This is a genomic window from Nitrosomonas sp. Nm166 (genome assembly GCF_900112825.1).
Classification (GTDB): Bacteria; Pseudomonadota; Gammaproteobacteria; order Burkholderiales; family Nitrosomonadaceae; genus Nitrosomonas.
On sequence record NZ_FONE01000009.1, the window covers coordinates 1 to 16,541 of the forward strand.

Annotated in this window: 12 protein-coding genes; 9 read left to right on the forward strand and 3 right to left on the reverse strand. The window is 46.8% G+C overall.

Going from position 1 to position 16,541, the window contains the following annotated elements:
* The first annotated feature begins 217 nt into the window (after positions 1–217).
* The 7 genes from BM021_RS04065 to BM021_RS04095 all read left to right on the forward strand — a co-directional run bounded on the left by BM021_RS04065 (position 218) and on the right by BM021_RS04095 (position 8,752).
* A complete protein-coding gene (locus BM021_RS04065) occupies positions 218–982 on the forward strand; it encodes a DUF3450 domain-containing protein (protein WP_090719150.1) in 765 nt (254 codons plus the stop codon).
* Entirely contained in the window at positions 979–2,469 is a 1,491-nt protein-coding gene (locus BM021_RS04070; RefSeq protein WP_090719152.1) for a MotA/TolQ/ExbB proton channel family protein, read from the forward strand. Before BM021_RS04065 ends, BM021_RS04070 begins: the two co-directional genes overlap by 4 nt.
* A 1-nt stretch (position 2,470) precedes the next feature.
* On the forward strand, positions 2,471–3,094 hold the full coding sequence (locus tag BM021_RS04075; RefSeq protein WP_090719154.1) for a MotA/TolQ/ExbB proton channel family protein: 624 nt from the start codon (positions 2,471–2,473) through the stop codon (positions 3,092–3,094).
* A complete protein-coding gene (locus tag BM021_RS04080) occupies positions 3,091–3,498 on the forward strand; it encodes an ExbD/TolR family protein (protein WP_256207761.1) in 408 nt (135 codons plus the stop codon). The genes BM021_RS04075 and BM021_RS04080 overlap by 4 nt, the downstream gene beginning before the upstream one ends.
* 15 nt (positions 3,499–3,513) lie before the next feature.
* Positions 3,514–4,143, forward strand: a complete 630-nt coding sequence (locus BM021_RS04085; protein ID WP_256207762.1) for an energy transducer TonB — start codon at positions 3,514–3,516, stop codon at positions 4,141–4,143.
* Between the two features lie 29 nt (positions 4,144–4,172).
* Positions 4,173–5,342 (forward strand): tetratricopeptide repeat protein, encoded by a 1,170-nt coding sequence (locus BM021_RS04090; RefSeq protein WP_090719157.1) that lies wholly within the window; start codon positions 4,173–4,175, stop codon positions 5,340–5,342.
* A gap of 176 nt (positions 5,343–5,518) precedes the next feature.
* Positions 5,519–8,752 (forward strand): TonB-dependent receptor, encoded by a 3,234-nt coding sequence (locus tag BM021_RS04095; RefSeq protein WP_090719159.1) that lies wholly within the window; start codon positions 5,519–5,521, stop codon positions 8,750–8,752.
* Positions 8,753–8,822: 70 nt separating this feature from the next.
* Here BM021_RS04095 and BM021_RS04100 read toward each other — a convergent pair whose 3' ends face one another.
* Positions 8,823–9,395, reverse strand: a complete 573-nt coding sequence (locus BM021_RS04100; protein WP_090719160.1) for an acyloxyacyl hydrolase — start codon at positions 9,393–9,395, stop codon at positions 8,823–8,825.
* Between the two features lie 329 nt (positions 9,396–9,724).
* Between BM021_RS04100 and BM021_RS04105 the strand changes: the two genes are divergently transcribed.
* Positions 9,725–11,323, forward strand: coding sequence for a hypothetical protein (locus BM021_RS04105; protein ID WP_090719162.1), 1,599 nt, complete (start codon positions 9,725–9,727; stop codon positions 11,321–11,323).
* A gap of 217 nt (positions 11,324–11,540) precedes the next feature.
* Here BM021_RS04105 and BM021_RS04110 read toward each other — a convergent pair whose 3' ends face one another.
* Both BM021_RS04110 and BM021_RS04115 read right to left on the reverse strand, forming a co-directional pair.
* Positions 11,541–13,088 carry a galactose oxidase early set domain-containing protein gene (locus BM021_RS04110; RefSeq protein WP_090719163.1) on the reverse strand — a complete coding sequence of 516 codons (1,548 nt, stop codon included), beginning with the start codon at positions 13,086–13,088 and terminating at the stop codon, positions 11,541–11,543.
* Positions 13,089–13,271: 183 nt separating this feature from the next.
* Positions 13,272–14,804 (reverse strand): galactose oxidase early set domain-containing protein, encoded by a 1,533-nt coding sequence (locus BM021_RS04115; protein ID WP_090719164.1) that lies wholly within the window; start codon positions 14,802–14,804, stop codon positions 13,272–13,274.
* A 398-nt stretch (positions 14,805–15,202) separates the two neighbouring features.
* Between BM021_RS04115 and BM021_RS04120 the strand changes: the two genes are divergently transcribed.
* Positions 15,203–16,519, forward strand: coding sequence for an alkaline phosphatase PhoX (locus BM021_RS04120; RefSeq protein WP_090719166.1), 1,317 nt, complete (start codon positions 15,203–15,205; stop codon positions 16,517–16,519).
* Positions 16,520–16,541 lie beyond the last annotated feature (22 nt).

Here is a 16,541-nt window from a genome sequence, read left to right on the forward strand (position 1 = left end):
AACAATAAATTCTGAATAGAAACTCGATTTATCCCCCTTGAAAAATGAATCTCTGGCAAATTCGCTCTTATTTTTGATGCTCGTGCAATATCCAGGCTAGGTTAGCGCGTCACATGACGGTTCTGATCAATCAGCAATCCTTTATTAAATGACATCGAACTGTCATGAAAGTGAAATATTCAGCTTGTAGTATGCACGCATTGCTGATGAGGGATTTATGCAACAAGTGTTTAAAAAAATAATTTCATTAATTGGGTCGGTGTGGCTGCTTTCTGCTTCTATGGCGATGGGAAGCAGCATAGAGAATCTGGCGAAATCGCTGGCCAGGATCCGGGGTGAAGTCGAGACGTTACAGACCCAACTGGATACTGAAAAAGAAAAGCACGGGAGCCGAATGTCTGCGCTTACTTCGCAATTGGCGGATTTGAGTGTCGAAGAAAGAAGGCAGAAGCTGAGTATCGAGAAGCTGCAGCATTCCATAGAGAAACTGGGAGTGGCTGCAAAGCAGGCGGAGCAATCCGGCGAAAGCTTGAAACCTGTTTTGTTAACAGCCTTGGGTGAGTATAAGCGCCATATTCAAAACGGATTTCCATTCAAAATGGAGGACCGCATCAAAGCAATCAATGACCTGGAGAATAATATTTCCAATCAACAGATTGATCCCAATAAAGCGGTTAATCAAGCCTGGTCATTGATCGAGGATGAGATTCGCTTGAGCAAGGAAAATGGGGTTTACCAGCAAACAATTCCGCTGAATGGCGAAAAGGTGCTGGTGGATATCGCCAAGTTGGGTACGGTATTCCTGTTTTTCCAAACTCGGGACAATCAAAGCGGAATGGCTAAGCGAACAGCGGACGGCGGCTGGAGATACGAGACCATCGATAACACGGCTGACATGGAGCGAATCAGGAACTTATTTGATTCATTGAAGAAACAGATCCGTCAGGGTTATTTTGAATTACCGAATCCGTTGAGAAAATGAAGAAAATTTTATTGATCATCGTTCTACTGGCGATAACCGGTTCAGCCTACGCCAAAGAAAATAAAACTACTGCTACACCAGAGGATGTGCCAGCCTTAGCGTCGGAAGCAAAGCCCGAAGCTGCTGCCCCTAAAAAGCAGAACTCAGCCAAACAGGAAGCGGTTAATCTGGAAACTGCCTACAAACGTGAATTTGCCTTCCTGGAAGCACAGAAGCGGGAATTGACCGAACGGTTGAAAAATTATCAAGCCACTGCAAATCGCGAGGAGCAGGCACTTAACAGCAAGATCAACGCGCTTGAGCGCAGTTCTGTGGAACGCTCAGCCAAAATTGATCAGTTGACTGCGCAGTTGACAGAATCTGAGCGCAAAGAGGCTGCTGTCACCGAGCGCAGTGATGCTTTGGAAACCACTTATCTGCAAGCGGATGCAACCTTGAAGAATCATGGCATTGAAATGCCTTCTGCCATGAAAGAGGAAAAAGGCAACGATCCGGTTAAAGTTGACTTTTTGTTTAAGCAAGCCTTGTCGTTACTTCAGAACCTTGGGGCAATCCAGACAAAACCGGGCAATTTTTTCCTGGAAGATGGTAAACAAACACAAGGAAATATCATTCATTTAGGCAATATCGCGGCTTTTGGCGCGAGCACTGAAGGCGGTGGCAGCCTGGTACCCGCGGGGGGCGGTGATTTCAAGGTATGGAAAGGGGTCGGTTTCGATACCGCTGCAGCTTTGAGCAAAAGCCAGCAGCCTGACTTGTTGCAGTTGTATTTATTTGAATCACGGACCAGCGCTATTGAAGAAACACCGGAAAAGACCATTACCGGCATTATCGACTCGGGCGGCCCGATTGGTTGGGTCATCGTGATATTGGGTGGTGTTGCAGCGTTTCTTATCCTGATCCGGGCTTATTTGCTGCGCTCAAACAGCGCTGACACGCAACAGCTGACCGATCAGATTATCCAGCAATTGGCCTCCGGTGATCTGGAAGTGGCTAAAAAAAGCTGTGAAGATAATTCATCCGCCATTGGACGGGTTTTGCACTATACCTTGCGGCATTTGAAAGATGACCGGGATCACATGGAAGGCATTGTGTACGAGGCAATCCTCCAAGAATCCGGCCCACTGGACCGGTTTGGGCCAGCTATTCTGGTAATTGCCTCGATAGCGCCATTACTGGGTTTGCTGGGAACGGTAACCGGGATGATCGAAACTTTCGACATGATTACCGAGTTTGGCACCGGCGATCCGAAATTGCTTTCTGAAGGCATTGCCATCGCACTGGTGACCACAGAGTTAGGCTTGATTGTAGCCATTCCGGCGTTATTGCTGGGTTCTTTATTATCTTCCTGGGCAAGGAACATTAAGCGCGATATGGAGCATTCAGCACTCAGAATCATTAATGTTTTTTTAGGTGGCGGGCTTGATCTGGAGGAAGTGAATGTGCCTGCTGTCGACGCAAACAATTTGGCGTTGAGTAACGCGTGATATGAATCTTTCCGAGCAGATTCTGTTAATCAAGGAATTGTTTGCTGCCGGTGGGATTGTCATGCCGCCGCTGGTGCTGTGCATCTTGTTGCTGTGGTATGGGCTGGGCTATCGATTCTGGGTCATGAAAGAGCCCAAATTGATGGGCGTGCGCGACATGCTGAAATATTATCAGGCGCATGGTGACAAACCAGCCAGAAATATCGTGGCACGGGCGGTCAAGCAAGGGCTGGAGCTAAAAAGAAGAGGTGTCAAAAACTTGCGGCGCCATCTGGATGCGGCTTTTTATGATTATGAAAGGGAGATCGGAAAATTCTCTGTTCTGGTGCGCGTGGTGATTCTGATTTCTCCTTTGCTGGGATTATTGGGTACCGTGATGGGCATGATTGAAACATTCGATTCTTTGGCAACCATGACATTGTTTTCGCAATCCGGCGGCATTGCCGGCGGTATCTCGCAAGCCTTGTTTACCACTCAGATGGGCCTGACTGTTGCGATTCCAGGTTTATTGGCGCATAGCATCCTGAACCGGAAACAGAATCAGATTGTGCAAGATCTTGCTCAGGTTAAAGACCTGCTGTGTCATCAAACCGATTCCCATTATTTAACGAAAAGTAATTCATGATGAGAAATAACGAGCCTGCTGAAGCTGAAGCTACCATCGATATGGCGCCATTGATCGATATCGTTTTCATCTTGCTGATTTTCTTCATGGTAACGACGACCTTCGTGAAAGACATGAAACTGGAACTGGAGCGACCGAAGGCCAGCAGCTCAATCGCAGCGTCGAGTAAGGCGATCCGGTTGTTCATTGACCGCAACGGCGATACCTACATGGACGGTGAGCCGGTGCGTTTGTGGCTGATACAAAGCAAGTTACGTGATTTGTTAAGTACTTCCTCCAGCAAGGTGGTGCTGGTGGTGACCGATGAAGGTGTTCCGGCGGGAAGACTGGTTGAGGTAGTTGATCAGGCGCGTTTGGCAGGCGCCGAGAGTGTGGGTGTAGCAACTAAAAAAGAAGCGGGGTAAAACAAAATGGAAACGATGAAATGGAAACAACACATGGCAGGGGTGGTGTCGATGCTGTTCGGATTGATACTGGTTTTTGGTCTGATCGTATTGATGAATCACTATATGGGCAAGATCGAGCGGACACCTCCCCAGGAAGTGACAGAAATCAGCATGACCAAAGAGATCAAGCAGGAGCCCAAGAAAGAAATCAAGAAAGTAGAACCCAAAAAGCAAGTGGCCCGGCCGCAAGCACCAGCACCTTTCAAAGGGCTGGATACTGCGCTGTCCGGTATCGATCTGGGGTTGCTGGGACTGGATGATGGTCAGGGAAGGGATTTGGATGACAGCTTGCTGGGTAAAACGGGTAACGCTGTCATGACAGCCGATCTGGTCGATGTACCGCCAAAACCGGTTACCAGAGGAACCTTTAAATATCCGCCTACAGCCAAAAAGAATGGCATAAAGGGGTATGTCGTCTTGTCCGTGCTGGTAGAAAAGGATGGCTCTGTCAATCAAGTGCAAGTGCTGGAATCGAGTCCCTCAGGAATGTTTGATTCGGCTGCCTTGCAAGGGATCCGCGCATGGCATTTCGAGCCGGCCAAATATAAGGGTGATACGGTCCGGGTATGGGCTAAACAAAAGATCCGCTTTGACCTGTCCTGATTTTCCATGCTGACGCTGGAATGCAAAAAATGACAAACCCGATTGATAGGCTGATTCAGTGCAGCATTGCTGCGATCGTGCTTGGCTTTTACAGCCATCATTTGCCGGCAGCCGAGAACAAAGCACAGCCAACAGACTTTATCGAACTGGCGGCGGTGATGCTCAAAGATGGTCACCACGACCGCGCGTTATTGGCATTGCAGAGTGTTGATCTGGAAAACAAGAAAACCGACCTGGCCAGATTTTATACCCTGCAGGGCTTGGCTTACATGGGCCTGAACGACCTGGAAGCGGCCAAAGGCAGTCTGCAGCAAGCGGTCAAAAATGGACAGAAAGATCCGGCGATTTTTATCTATCTGGCACAAACCTATTTCGGGCTTAAAGATTACAAGCAGACAATTGATGCGATTGGCAAGGCAGGCAGCCTGGTCAATAAAGATGCGGCATTGATCAGTTTAAAAGCCGAATCTTATTGGCATCTGAAACAAACCGAAGCAGCGATTAATGCTTTGAATGATGGACAGAGAGCTTTTCCGGCGGATCTTCGTTTTCTGAAGAGAAAAGTTTTTTATTTCGTCGAATTGGGGCTCTATCAGGAAGCCGTCAGGCTGGGCAGGGAATATCTGCAGCGATCAAAAGCCAGCGCCGCCGATTATGTGGCATTTGGCAATGCGCTGCGGCTCAGCAAGGAATATCAGGAAGCATTAAATATTCTGGAAATCGCGCGTCTGCAATTTCCGCAGGATGAAATGGTTGCGAAGCTGCTCGCGCATACCTATCTGGATCAGGGAAAACTCAATTCGGCGGCGTTTATTCTGGAGCAGGCGGCGTTGCTGAATCCAAGCTTGCAAGCCGAAGCCGCGGAAATCTACCGGCGCGCGGGGCGGCTGCATAAGGCATTGACGCTGAACGAGAGCATCAGTGATCAAAAAATAAAACTTAAGCAACGCTTATCCATCTTGCTGGCGTTAAAGCAGTTTGAACGCGCCGCCAATATGGAATCCGGTTTGTACCGTAACGGGTTGCTGGAAGATCAGGACGTGCGCTATGCGTTGGCCTATGCCTTATTCTCAAACCGTCGCTTTGCCGAAGCGAATAAGCATCTGGATCATTTAAAGAATGCCGAGCTTTTTAGAAAAGGCACCGAGCTTCGCCGCCTGATGGAAGTTTGTAAAGCCGAGCCATGGCAATGTACCTGACGCGATCATTACGGTCGATGATGAATTCTGAGCGGAAAACAGTACCCGTTGTATTTTTGTCTGCATTGTTGTTGATGCCGCCTTAACGCCTACTCAAGATATTTCCTTAATTTAACAACTGAAACTTATCTTCACCAACCAATCGGATTGTACGTGGAGAGGTACTGATACGCCGAATGAACACTGAATCTCACCAATTTTTCTGGTCATATGTCATTGCTGCACTGGTTCTTGTGGTTGCCATTGCAGTAAGTCCTGCTGCCCGGGGAGAGACTGAAAAAGCCGAGTTTTCCGTTCATCTGTTTCAGAATGGATTGCCCATTGCGGATGCTGAACTGCTGATCAGTAGTGAAACCTATGACAAGTCCACTGCAAAATTGATTTTTGAAGCGACGCCATCGACGTATAGCTGGCAACCTGACGAGGATTCTCCACTGAAGACGAATGCGAACGGTGCTGTGGCCGGAAAATTACCCCCCGGGTTTTATCACATGACGATTAAAACCAGAGATCAAACTTTTGAGTTTGATTTACCGTTACGTCCGGCAGAAAATGCACAGATTCTGGTAACTTTTTATTCAAGTAAAAAGAAGCCCCTGTTGAATATTGAAAGCTCGGTGACTGGTACGGTGGCGGGATCTGATGTCGCTACTGAAGTAATGCGTGATCAGGGAGAAGGAACTGTCACTGTACAAGTAGTATCCAGAGAAACCGGCAAACCGATCAAGGATGTGCAGGTTTTTCTCAGTGGCACAAAACAAAAATTGCGAACAGACGAGCAGGGGCGGGTAATGACGACTGTGCCAGCAGGCAGTTACAGTGTTTCACTGTTGCACAGCGCCTATAGCAGTCAAACGCAAGATGAAGTGAAAATTGAAAACGAAAAAAATACTGACTTAAGTTTCAAATTAACACCTGCAGGTGTTGAATTGGCAGAGTATGTGGTTCTGGAACCTCATCTGGCGGGTACGCTTGCATCGGTCATGGAAGAACAGAGAACCTCAACAGCCGTGGCGACTGTTTTAGGTGCTGAACAATTCAGCCGGGCAGGGGATGGTGACGCGGCCAGCGCACTGCGAAGGGCTTCCGGGTTAACATTGGTGGGCGGTCAATTCGTTTTTATTCGTGGCTTGGGCGAACGGTTTTCTTCAACGTTAGTTAACGGCGCTGCAGTGCCCAGTCCGGATGCGACACGCCGTGTTGTGCCACTGGATCTTTTTCCGACCACTATTCTTGAGAGCGTGATGGTGCAAAAAAGTTATTCACCCGATCGTCCCGCTGAATTTGCGGGTGGTACGATAGAAATGCGCACGCGCGGGATTCCGGATGACTTTTTCTTTAACCTGAATTTGCAAGCCGGCATCAATGACAGAACGACTTTTCAGGATGGATTGAATTATAAGGGCGGTGGCATTGATTTTACGAGTTATGACGATGGTTCGCGTGCGCTGCCTGATTCGCTCGCGGATGCCACCCGAGATGGCAGACCCATACAGCCGTCATCTGTTTTTAATCCGAATGGATTCTCTCTCGCCCAGATTGAGAAGTTTGGCGAAGATTTATCGAAGGTATGGGATTTGACAAGGCAAAAAAAGGGACCGGATACTGGAATCCAGGCTTCGATGGGAGATAGCTTTACATTCGGTGATTTCAGGGTAGGTTATATTGGAGCGGTTGGCTGGAAGCAGGAATTTCGGCAACTGAATGAAATTAATCGAGAATTTATTCCCAGAAATACGGGAGATGATAGCTTAAGGGCGATTCGGGATTTTGACGTGCAGCGATCGCTGCGGGAAATACAGTTGACCGGCTATGTGGGAGCGGAAGTTCACTATAAGGATACTCACAAGCTGTCTGTCAAGAACACATTCCTGCGCCAGGCATTTGATGAAGCCCGGTTTGACGAAGGTTTTACCGATGCTGAAACAGCACCCATCCGCAGGTCAAAACTCAAGTTTTTCTCCAATCAGCTGCTCATGCAACAAGTGAGCGGTGAACACCGTTTTGACTGGCTGAAAGATCTTTCGATTAATTGGTTGTTTACCAATGCCACGGCCAACCGGGACGAACCGAATACACGGGATTACCGTTATGATTTTATTGCAGCGCCGGGAGTAAACGCTTTTACTTTTTCTCGCAGAGCGGACAGCAATCAATTGATGTTCTCGGATCTGGTTGATAAAGACCAAAGCTGGCGTGTAGATGGAAGACTACCGTTACAATTAACCCCTGCTCACAAACTGACACTCAGCAGCGGTTTTATCACCCAAGACAAAACCAGGGATTCCGCTATCCAGCGCTTCAGTTATTTTCCGCTTGGTAGTGATGCGAAGAATCAGGCGGTTTTACAGCAATCATCCCTGGAGAGCATTCTGTCTCCTGTTTATATTGGTCCGAATGGGTTCCAACTGCGCGATGTCACTCGTCCTACTGATCGATATAACGCCTCACAGAATCTTCTTTCCTATTATGGGAAAGTCGATTTGCTATCCTATGACAGGATTAATCTAACCGGGGGATTACGCTGGGAAGATAATGATCAACGGGTTGAAACTTTCAGAAATGTCGGTAATGTGGCTACTCCGTTTACAGCCAGACTTAACAAGGTAGATATGCTGCCATCTGCGACAGCGACCTTATTTCTAACCGATAAGCAGCAATTGCGCGCAAGCTTTAGTCAAACACTTTCCCGACCCGATTTCAGGGAACTGTCAGCAGCGCCCTTCACCGATATCAATACCAATCAGGAAACCATCGGTAATCCTGACCTGAAACAAACCAGCATCACCAACTGGGATGCGCGATGGGAATATTATTTGTCTCCCAGCGAAAATATTTTCGCTGGCTTCTTTTGGAAAGATCTTACCAAACCGATCGAACTGGTGGCTACGCCCAATGCCACTGTGAATACTTATCAGAATACCGATAAAGCCAACATTTACGGCTTTGAATTTGAAGTATTGAAGCGGCTGGATTTTATCAATCCGCTGTTGCAAAATTTTTATGTGGGGGGTAATTACACCTGGTCGACATCCAATGTGCAGTTAACTCCCCAGAATCTTACCGCGCAGACCACCAATAACAGGCCATTGCAAGGGCATTCCGAGCATATTGTCAATTTCCAGCTAGGTTATGACAATCCAGCCTGGAAAACACAAGCTACCTTGCTGTATAACATTGCCAGCAAACGTATTATGGCGGCGGGGGTGCTGGGAGCACCGGATAAATATGAGCAGCCTTTGCATCAATTGGATTTTGTCCTGAACCAGAATTTATATAAGGGACTATCGATGCAGGCCTCTGCGCAAAATCTGCTGGATGATGATCTGTTGATTACGCAAGGTGATGAAATCGCTCGCCAATTCCGGCGCGGTCGCGCTTTTAATCTGAGTGTGCGTTTGGCGTATTGATAGAGAATACTCGCAAAGTAATTGCACATTATCGCGGTGGTATTATTTTGATAAGCGATAAATTTTCGAACTAAAACCGGTAACCAAAACGTCCACCCAATGTATCCATCCCCTCATTCGCATCGGCGAAGTAAGCGTTGGAGACGTGATCAAAGTATGCCGATAATGAGCTTTTGGCGTTCAGGCGGTATCCGATTTCAATAGGAATATGAAACAGAACCCGTGATCCAAGTGCTTTGCGGTCATGCTGATGAAGATGCAGCCTGCCATCGTGAATGGTCCCGCCCAAGCCGATACCCATGAACAAGCCACTTATGTGCTCGTACTGCCAGCGAATACCGGTGTAGAGCTTGGAGGTGTCACCGACGGTATTTACCGATCCGCCGAAAGCGGGGCGAATGATTCCACCAAGAAATTGCATATGGGGTGAGAAGATGGCTTCCAGATTGAAATCGACACCGTTCTCGCGGCGGAAACCACTCCACAAGCCACCGGTATCATGATGAAGTACGCCGAACTTGACCTCATGCAGCCAGGCAGCCATCCTTCGCTCATCTGCATGGACAGCAGAAGAGATGATACAGCTTAAGCTAAAGAGCAATACTGCAATAATTGATGTGCGTGCTGTAAAATTTAATCCCATTCAGTGTAATGCTGCTTTGTCAGGATTAGCCCCAAGATATTATTACATTATATTGTATTGAATAGCATTTTCTTAATTAAGTTCAGCCATCAGGTCATTAGAGTGAAACTTGTTTAAGTAAATGCACCTGCTGGCTTTATTGCTAACAAATACGGCTTTAGCTGATAAACAACCATTAGCCGATCGATCTAAACATTTCTCCCGGGGAAATATACCCAATTGCTGCAGATTTCATCTCATTATGTATTTACATGTGAGTGTAATATTCCTGTCATGCTGACCTGTTAGATTTGCTTACCCTAAAATAAATACTTGGAGGTGGGTGAATCATGTTTAAGGTAAGAACTATAAAAGAGAAATTGATAACTGCATCAGCAGTGCTATTGAGCAGCGTCGCAGTGAATGGGTATGCAGCAACTGCAACCTTCGATCCGGCGACAGGCATTGCAGATCTTCCTGTCGTTGAAGTTTTGAACGGTGGATCATCTGCATTTTATAGCGCCAGATTGCAACTCACAGGAAATGAATTGCAACTGATCGCTGCCGATCCTGTTTCGGCAGTCAGCGGGCAACGGAATGTCTATGATTCTGCTACTAGTGCGGTGCATGTGCCATCGATCGTGGTGGGGGGCGATGATTTTTACGTAAAACTTAAGCTAGTGCCCGGATCTGATCCTTTGCGTTTTACAGTGGAGCAGCTTGCCAATAATGCGTTTCAAGGTTGTCCTAACTTTGCAACACCAGGCGCTGCTCCAGGTTCTTGCGTTTTGAGCGGTGAAATTAAAACCGATATTACGCTGACAAAAAATATCAACTGGATTTTATCCGGTGGTGTCTTTATCGGTGGCGACAAGGTCGACAACGCTACCATCACGATTAATCCTGGCACCAAAATTTTTGGTCAACAAGGGCCAGATTTTCTGTGGATAAGACGCGGTTCAAAAATCATGGCGGAAGGAACGCCGGATAATCCGATCGTTATGTCCGGTTCGCTGCAACAAGGCCCTGGTGAATGGGGTGGCTTGGTGATTTCCGGCAGTGCCCCTGTGAATGGATGTAATGTCGATGTACCTGTTTGTGAAATTCCGAATGAAGCCATTACTTCTGAATTTTTTGGCGGTGATAACCCGACGGACAACAGCGGGTTGCTCAAATATGTGCAAATACTTTTTGCCGGTTTTGCTGTGCGCCCGGATGAGGAGTTGAATGGATTAACGCTAAATGGCGTTGGTTCGGGAACGATCATCGATTTTGTGCAAGTTCACGCAGGACTGGATGATGGCGTTGAAATGTTTGGCGGTACCGCGCAAATGAAACACCTGGTACTGACTAACAATGGTGACGATAGTCTGGACTGGGCAAACGGTTGGAAAGGACGTGCACAGTTTGTTTTGGTTAAACAACCTGCTGATTTTGGTGATCGGGGTATTGAAGCGGACAATAATGAAAAAAATAATGATGTCCTTCCGCGCGCTCAACCCATTTTATCCAATATGACTTTAATAGGCCGTGGCGACACGACACAAGGTGTGTTGTTGCGTCGTGGAACCGGTGCGAACATCTGGAATTCAGTGGTCACAGGGTTTCCTGTCTGTTTGATGATCGATGGCCCATCAACTTTCGCAAATGCCGGTTTCCCAGGAAGTTTAACCGGCGGCTTGACGATAGAAAATTCTTTTGTTCATTGCGCCAGCAACTTCGCTGATGGTGAGGGTGCTACCTTTACGACATCCGACTGGTTCTTATCTCAGTCCGGCAACAGAGCTGAAGATCCTTTGCTAAGTGGATATTTGCCTGTAACCGGATCACCCTTGACCCTAGGTGGTGGCGCTGTCAACGATTCCTTCTTTGATCCCGTGGATTATGCTGGGGCATTCAAAGATGCGAATGATGACTGGACACAGGAATGGACTTATAACTTCAATTAAACTGTTAGAGCTTCTTTGCAATTTGCTGTAAAGAAGCTCTGATTGGCTTAATGGATTCGATTATTCATTAAATCAAAACAATCGCTGGATTGCCTTTATCGGATCCAGCGATTTTCTTTTGAAGCTACCTGTATGACCCGATGCCGAGCATACATATATAAGTCGTTTGTGCACTTCTACTTGGCTACAACTGTTTTTCACAATAACGAACAGCTTCTTAGCCGATTTGTATGATCTTAGCTACGGAAGGTACTCCCTCCGCATTCCAAACAAAGAGCAGATAGAAGCCTGGAGGAGCTACTTTGGCTGTTCTTGGAGATTTCACGGTTACAATCTTGCCTGTTTGCGAAATAGGTAGATTGAAGAAACGTGTTTCGTGATCAAATGTATGTGTAGCTGCACCGACACGCACCAGCGTGACTCTGGTAATGCTTTCGTCTGATTCGATTGAAAAGCTCTGATTCCAGCCGATCACTGTTGTTGGGGCATCAATGATTTCTGGACGAAATGCAAGTTGGCCGCTTTCATCAGTTTTGAATAAATAAGGTGGATAGTAAATTTCACCATTCAATTGCTTCAATGGCCCTGGTGCACCTCCCCCGCCAGTAAACACCGTTCCATCTGGAAGCAAGAGTGAGGTTGAGTGATATAGTCGTGCTGTAGTTGCACTGGCTGCTACTGTCCAACGATTAGTTTTAGGATTCCAAAGCTCGGATTCTAATACCCTGCCATCAAGTGTGTTACCCGTCGATGAACCACCGTTGACCCAGACCTGGCCATCAGCAAGTACTGTGGCACTTCCGTGTTGATGATCCTTTGCCAGAAGACCGGCCGAGGATAAGACTGGCTCACCGGTTCCATTAATATTGACGATAACTGCCGACCGATCCCTGCGAATAGAGAGAATGCGGCCAGGGGCATACATTACACTTGGTAGAATAGTCCGGCTACTCGAAGTTTTTGTCGCGTACTTGGTGAGCGTGCCAGTACCTCTTGTATCAAGCTTGAACATTGCGCCATTATGGGCAAGAATAAATAGATTACCTTGTGGATTCACCCAGGCTCTTGGATAGTACCATGAAGCTCCACCAAGCTCTCCGTAAGCGATACTGCTGGTTGCTGAACTTAGCACACGCCAGCTGCCATTGATTGACCGTACCTCCGGTGTAGAGGAGTAGGTATCCTCGGTAACCCCTTCAAGAAATTTGTCGTCACGACCTCCCAGCACGGCATGTTCGCCATTTGGCAGTGTTACTGCAGTGGCATACCAGCGCTTGAAAGCCATGCTTTTTGTCTGGCGTATGAGCGTGTCTGTCGTCGGATCAAAGATATTGACATCATTGTTTGCATAATTGCGTTTGTTATTTACCACAGCATCCCCACCCACGATAAGCGCATGGCCTGTGTTTGGAATTAACGCCTGACCTGCACAGAAAGTGTCTGTGTTGGTGGTATTGGGAAGTACTTTAAATGCCTCGGCACCGGTACCTGCCGGGGGATTCCAAATGACATAATGCAATTTGGCGCCCTGATTGCCATCTGTGTCCGTTCCATAAGCAAAAACTCGTCCGTCGGGCATAAGCATCATGGAGAGCGGTATGATTGGCCAATCGTGCAAAGGACCGAATTTCCCTTTCAAATGTGCTTCTGATGCGGCGGCCAATGCAAGGTTACTAACCGCATGAATAGATAAAAATAAAACTAAAACGGATATGAAATATTTCAAGCACCAAGTTCTTGGTGCGGAAAGAAAAAGCTTGAACATGATATATGCTCCTATATTGAAGAGAAAACATCGCTTCTTTATTGTCTGAAAGTCAGCAAAAAGTCGTTTTTATCAAGCATCGTGAAGAACTCGTCTAAAAAATACTCTTTACAGCTTGGTTGGCATAAAATCTGAGTAAAAAATTGATTTCCAAAGAATTACTTTCTAAGTAATGCGCCCATTTTAGCCGATTTGTATGGTCTTAGCTACAGAAGGTACTCCCTCCGCATTCCAAACAAAGAGCAGATAAAAGCCTGGAGGAGCAATATTGGCTGTTGCGGGAGATTTCACAGTTACAATCTTACCCGTTTGCGGAATAGGCAGATTAAAAAAACGTGTCTCATTGTTAAAAGAATGTGTAGCTGCACCGACACGCACCAGCGTGACTCTGACAATATTTTCGTCTGATTCGATTGCAAGGTTTTGGTTCCACCCGATCACTGCTGGGGCATCAACAATTTCTGGACGAAATGCAAATTGGCCGCTTCCATCTTTTTTAAACAAGTAAGGTGGATAGTAGATTTCACCATTCAGCTGTTTTCGGCCTGGCGAACCTCCTCCTCCTGTGAGTACGGTTCCATCTGGAAGCAGAATGGCAGACGAATGATACAGTCGCGCCGTAGTTGCACTGGCTGTTGTTGTCCATTTGCCCGTATTGGAGTCCCAAAGCTCGGATTCCAGCACTGCACCTGTCAAATTATTGCCAGTTGATGAGCCGCCATTGACCCAGACCCGGCCATCGGCAAGTAATGTCGCATTACCGTGCTGGCGATCCTTTGCCAGAAGACCAGCCGAGGATACAACGGGTTCACCGGTACCGTTAATATTAACGACGACTGCTACACGATCCCTGCGGATGGAGAGAATGCGGCCGGGAGCAAACATGATACTCGGCATAGTATAACGACCTTTCGCAGCCCTGGTCGTATACCTGGTGAGCGTGCCGGTACCTGTGGTATCGAGCTTGTACATTGAACCATTATGGCCAAGAATAAATAGCTTACCCTGCCGATTCACCCAGGCACGGGGATACAACCATGAGTATCCAAGCTCTCCATAGGCAATACCACTGATTGCCGACGTCAATGTACGCCAGCTACCATTGATTGACCGTACCTCCGGTGTAGGCGAATAGGTATCATCAGTAACCCCATCAAGAAATTTGTTGTCACGACCTCCCAGCACGGCATGTTCGCCATTTGGCAGTGTTACCGCAGTGGCATACCAGCGTTTGAAAGCCATGCTTGGCGTCTGGCGTATGAGCGTATCTGTTGTTGGATCAAAAATGTTGACGTTTTTATTGGCATAATTGCGCTCCGTATTCACCACCGCATCTCCGCCCACAATAAGCGCGTGACCTGTTTCGGGAATCAGTGCCTGGCCTGCGCAGAAGATGTCTGTGTTGGTGGTATTGGGAAGCACTTTAAATGCATCGGCACCGGTACCTGCTGGAGGATTCCAAATGACATAATGCAATTTAGCGCCCTGGTCGCCATCTGTGTCCGTTCCATAAGCAAATACCCGTCCGTCGGGCATAAGCATCATGGCGAGCGGTATGATTGGCCAATCGTGCAGAGGACCGAATTTTCCTTTCAAATGTGCCTCTGATACTGCCAGGGCGGGAGTGATAAGCCCGTTAGATAAAAATAAAACTAAAACGGGTATGAGATATTTCAAACACCAAGTTCTTGGTGCGAAAAGAGAAAGCTTGAACATGATACATGCTCCTGATGGGGAATAGGAAACATCATTTTTTCATCCGAAAGCAGTGAAAGTTGATTTCTTATCGAGCAACAGTAAGTGAAGAATAAGTAGAGAAAATACAATTTAATTGCTACAAAAATCTGTAGGACAAACCTTAATTTTTCATAAGGAAAAGCTTAATTTTTGAGTATTGTTTCTATTTTATTGGTGAGACAGAGCTTTTGGTTTGCAATCTCGATTCTCGAGATGAATCTGGCAGTGCCATAAAGCTTTCATAAAAAATTCATTCTATCGACATCAGCCTTTAACGCTTGGACTATAGAGTTGCAGCGACGAATACCACATCGTGTGTATCGTCGTATCGTCTTTAAGTTATTGAGTGTATTTTCTAATTTTAATGGAGAGAATTCATGAAAAAATCGATTCTGGCAGTACCCATTTGCGCTGCCTTAACGACAATTGTTTACGCTGATGCGATAGTTGTTAGTGGCCCCATGAAGTTTAAGCCAATTGCCGCTTCGGCTTATGAGCAAACCACGACAGATCCGCTCATCCTGAATAGCGAGCCCTGGGTGATTCCAAAAGGTTTTACGCAGTACCTTATCTCTGATGAGAATAACTTGGATATTTATCCTGATGCGAACGACTTGAATGACATGAATACGGTCAATGAAACCGGAAAGCATGCAGGAAGATATCTCTACCGCACGCACGAAGTACGTCCAGGTACAGGTTCTTATTTAGGCGGTGCAGTTTCGGTAGTAGATCTACAAACTGGCAAGGCAGAAATTCTGGTGCAACGTGCCGATTGGGAAGCTTTGGACGGTCTGGTGTGGACACCTTGGCAGACTCTTCTTTTTGCTGAGGAAACAATTACCGCTCAATTGCCTGATCCTGATGCACCGAATGCGCAGAGTGGCATGGTGTACGAATTGAAATTTGAAAAAGATAATCCAACGGCTGTAGAGGAAATTAAGGTGCGACCGATGCTTGGATCTTTGTCTCATGAAGGTATTGAGACTGATGAAGAAGGCAATGTGTATGTCATCGATGAAGACAGAAAAGGTTCTATTTATAAATTTGTTCCCAATGCGTACGGTGATTTGAGCAGTGGTCAGCTACATGCTTTGCGGGTGAAAAATGGCAAAAAGACAGGTGAAGCCGAATGGGTGGCGCTGGATATGAATCAGGTTCAGATTAGTGCCAGAATTGCTGCTCAGACGGTCAATGCGACACCTTTCTGTCGTCCAGAGGATTTGGAGCGTATTGGGGATACGCTGTACGCAGCCCTAACCTGCGAAGATGCTACCGATCCAACCAATACTAACGGTCCTGGGGCAATATTGGCAGTCAGCCTGAAGTCAGTGCCTAAAGTAAATTATTTTGTACAACCTGGGATGAATGTACCTTTTGAAGTTAAACCTACTGACACCACCGCTGGAGTGACCGGCTTCAGGAATCCAGATAATCTGGCAAAAGGGCATGATGGCAAATTGTGGATTGTTGAGGACAACGATAACAGCGATATCTGGGTTGCACTGCCTGACGAAGATGGCGATGGCTACAGTGATGGCGTGTATCTGTTTGCTTCGCTGAAAGACAAGTCAGCGGAAGGCACAGGTATTTATTTCGGCAAGGATCCATCCACTTTGTTCGTAAATATTCAGCATTCTGGAACGGGTAATGACAAAACCATGGCGATTACCAGAGTCATTAAGCCTAAATAATAATTTCAACCTATAAAGTTTA

Excerpts from the sequence above, each read along its gene's own strand:
- BM021_RS04115 (WP_090719164.1), bottom strand. The coding sequence starts at position 14,804 with ATGTTCAAGCTTTCTCTTTTCGCACCAAGAACTTGGTGTTTGAAATAT.
- BM021_RS04090 (WP_090719157.1), top strand. The coding sequence starts at position 4,173 with ATGACAAACCCGATTGATAGGCTGATTCAGTGCAGCATTGCTGCGATC.
- BM021_RS04105 (WP_090719162.1), top strand. The coding sequence starts at position 9,725 with ATGTTTAAGGTAAGAACTATAAAAGAGAAATTGATAACTGCATCAGCA.
- BM021_RS04110 (WP_090719163.1), bottom strand. The coding sequence starts at position 13,088 with ATGTTCAAGCTTTTTCTTTCCGCACCAAGAACTTGGTGCTTGAAATAT.
- BM021_RS04065 (WP_090719150.1), top strand. The coding sequence starts at position 218 with ATGCAACAAGTGTTTAAAAAAATAATTTCATTAATTGGGTCGGTGTGG.
- BM021_RS04075 (WP_090719154.1), top strand. The coding sequence starts at position 2,471 with ATGAATCTTTCCGAGCAGATTCTGTTAATCAAGGAATTGTTTGCTGCC.
- BM021_RS04095 (WP_090719159.1), top strand. The coding sequence starts at position 5,519 with ATGAACACTGAATCTCACCAATTTTTCTGGTCATATGTCATTGCTGCA.
- BM021_RS04080 (WP_256207761.1), top strand. The coding sequence starts at position 3,091 with ATGATGAGAAATAACGAGCCTGCTGAAGCTGAAGCTACCATCGATATG.
- BM021_RS04120 (WP_090719166.1), top strand. The coding sequence starts at position 15,203 with ATGAAAAAATCGATTCTGGCAGTACCCATTTGCGCTGCCTTAACGACA.
- BM021_RS04100 (WP_090719160.1), bottom strand. The coding sequence starts at position 9,395 with ATGGGATTAAATTTTACAGCACGCACATCAATTATTGCAGTATTGCTC.
- BM021_RS04085 (WP_256207762.1), top strand. The coding sequence starts at position 3,514 with ATGAAATGGAAACAACACATGGCAGGGGTGGTGTCGATGCTGTTCGGA.
- BM021_RS04070 (WP_090719152.1), top strand. The coding sequence starts at position 979 with ATGAAGAAAATTTTATTGATCATCGTTCTACTGGCGATAACCGGTTCA.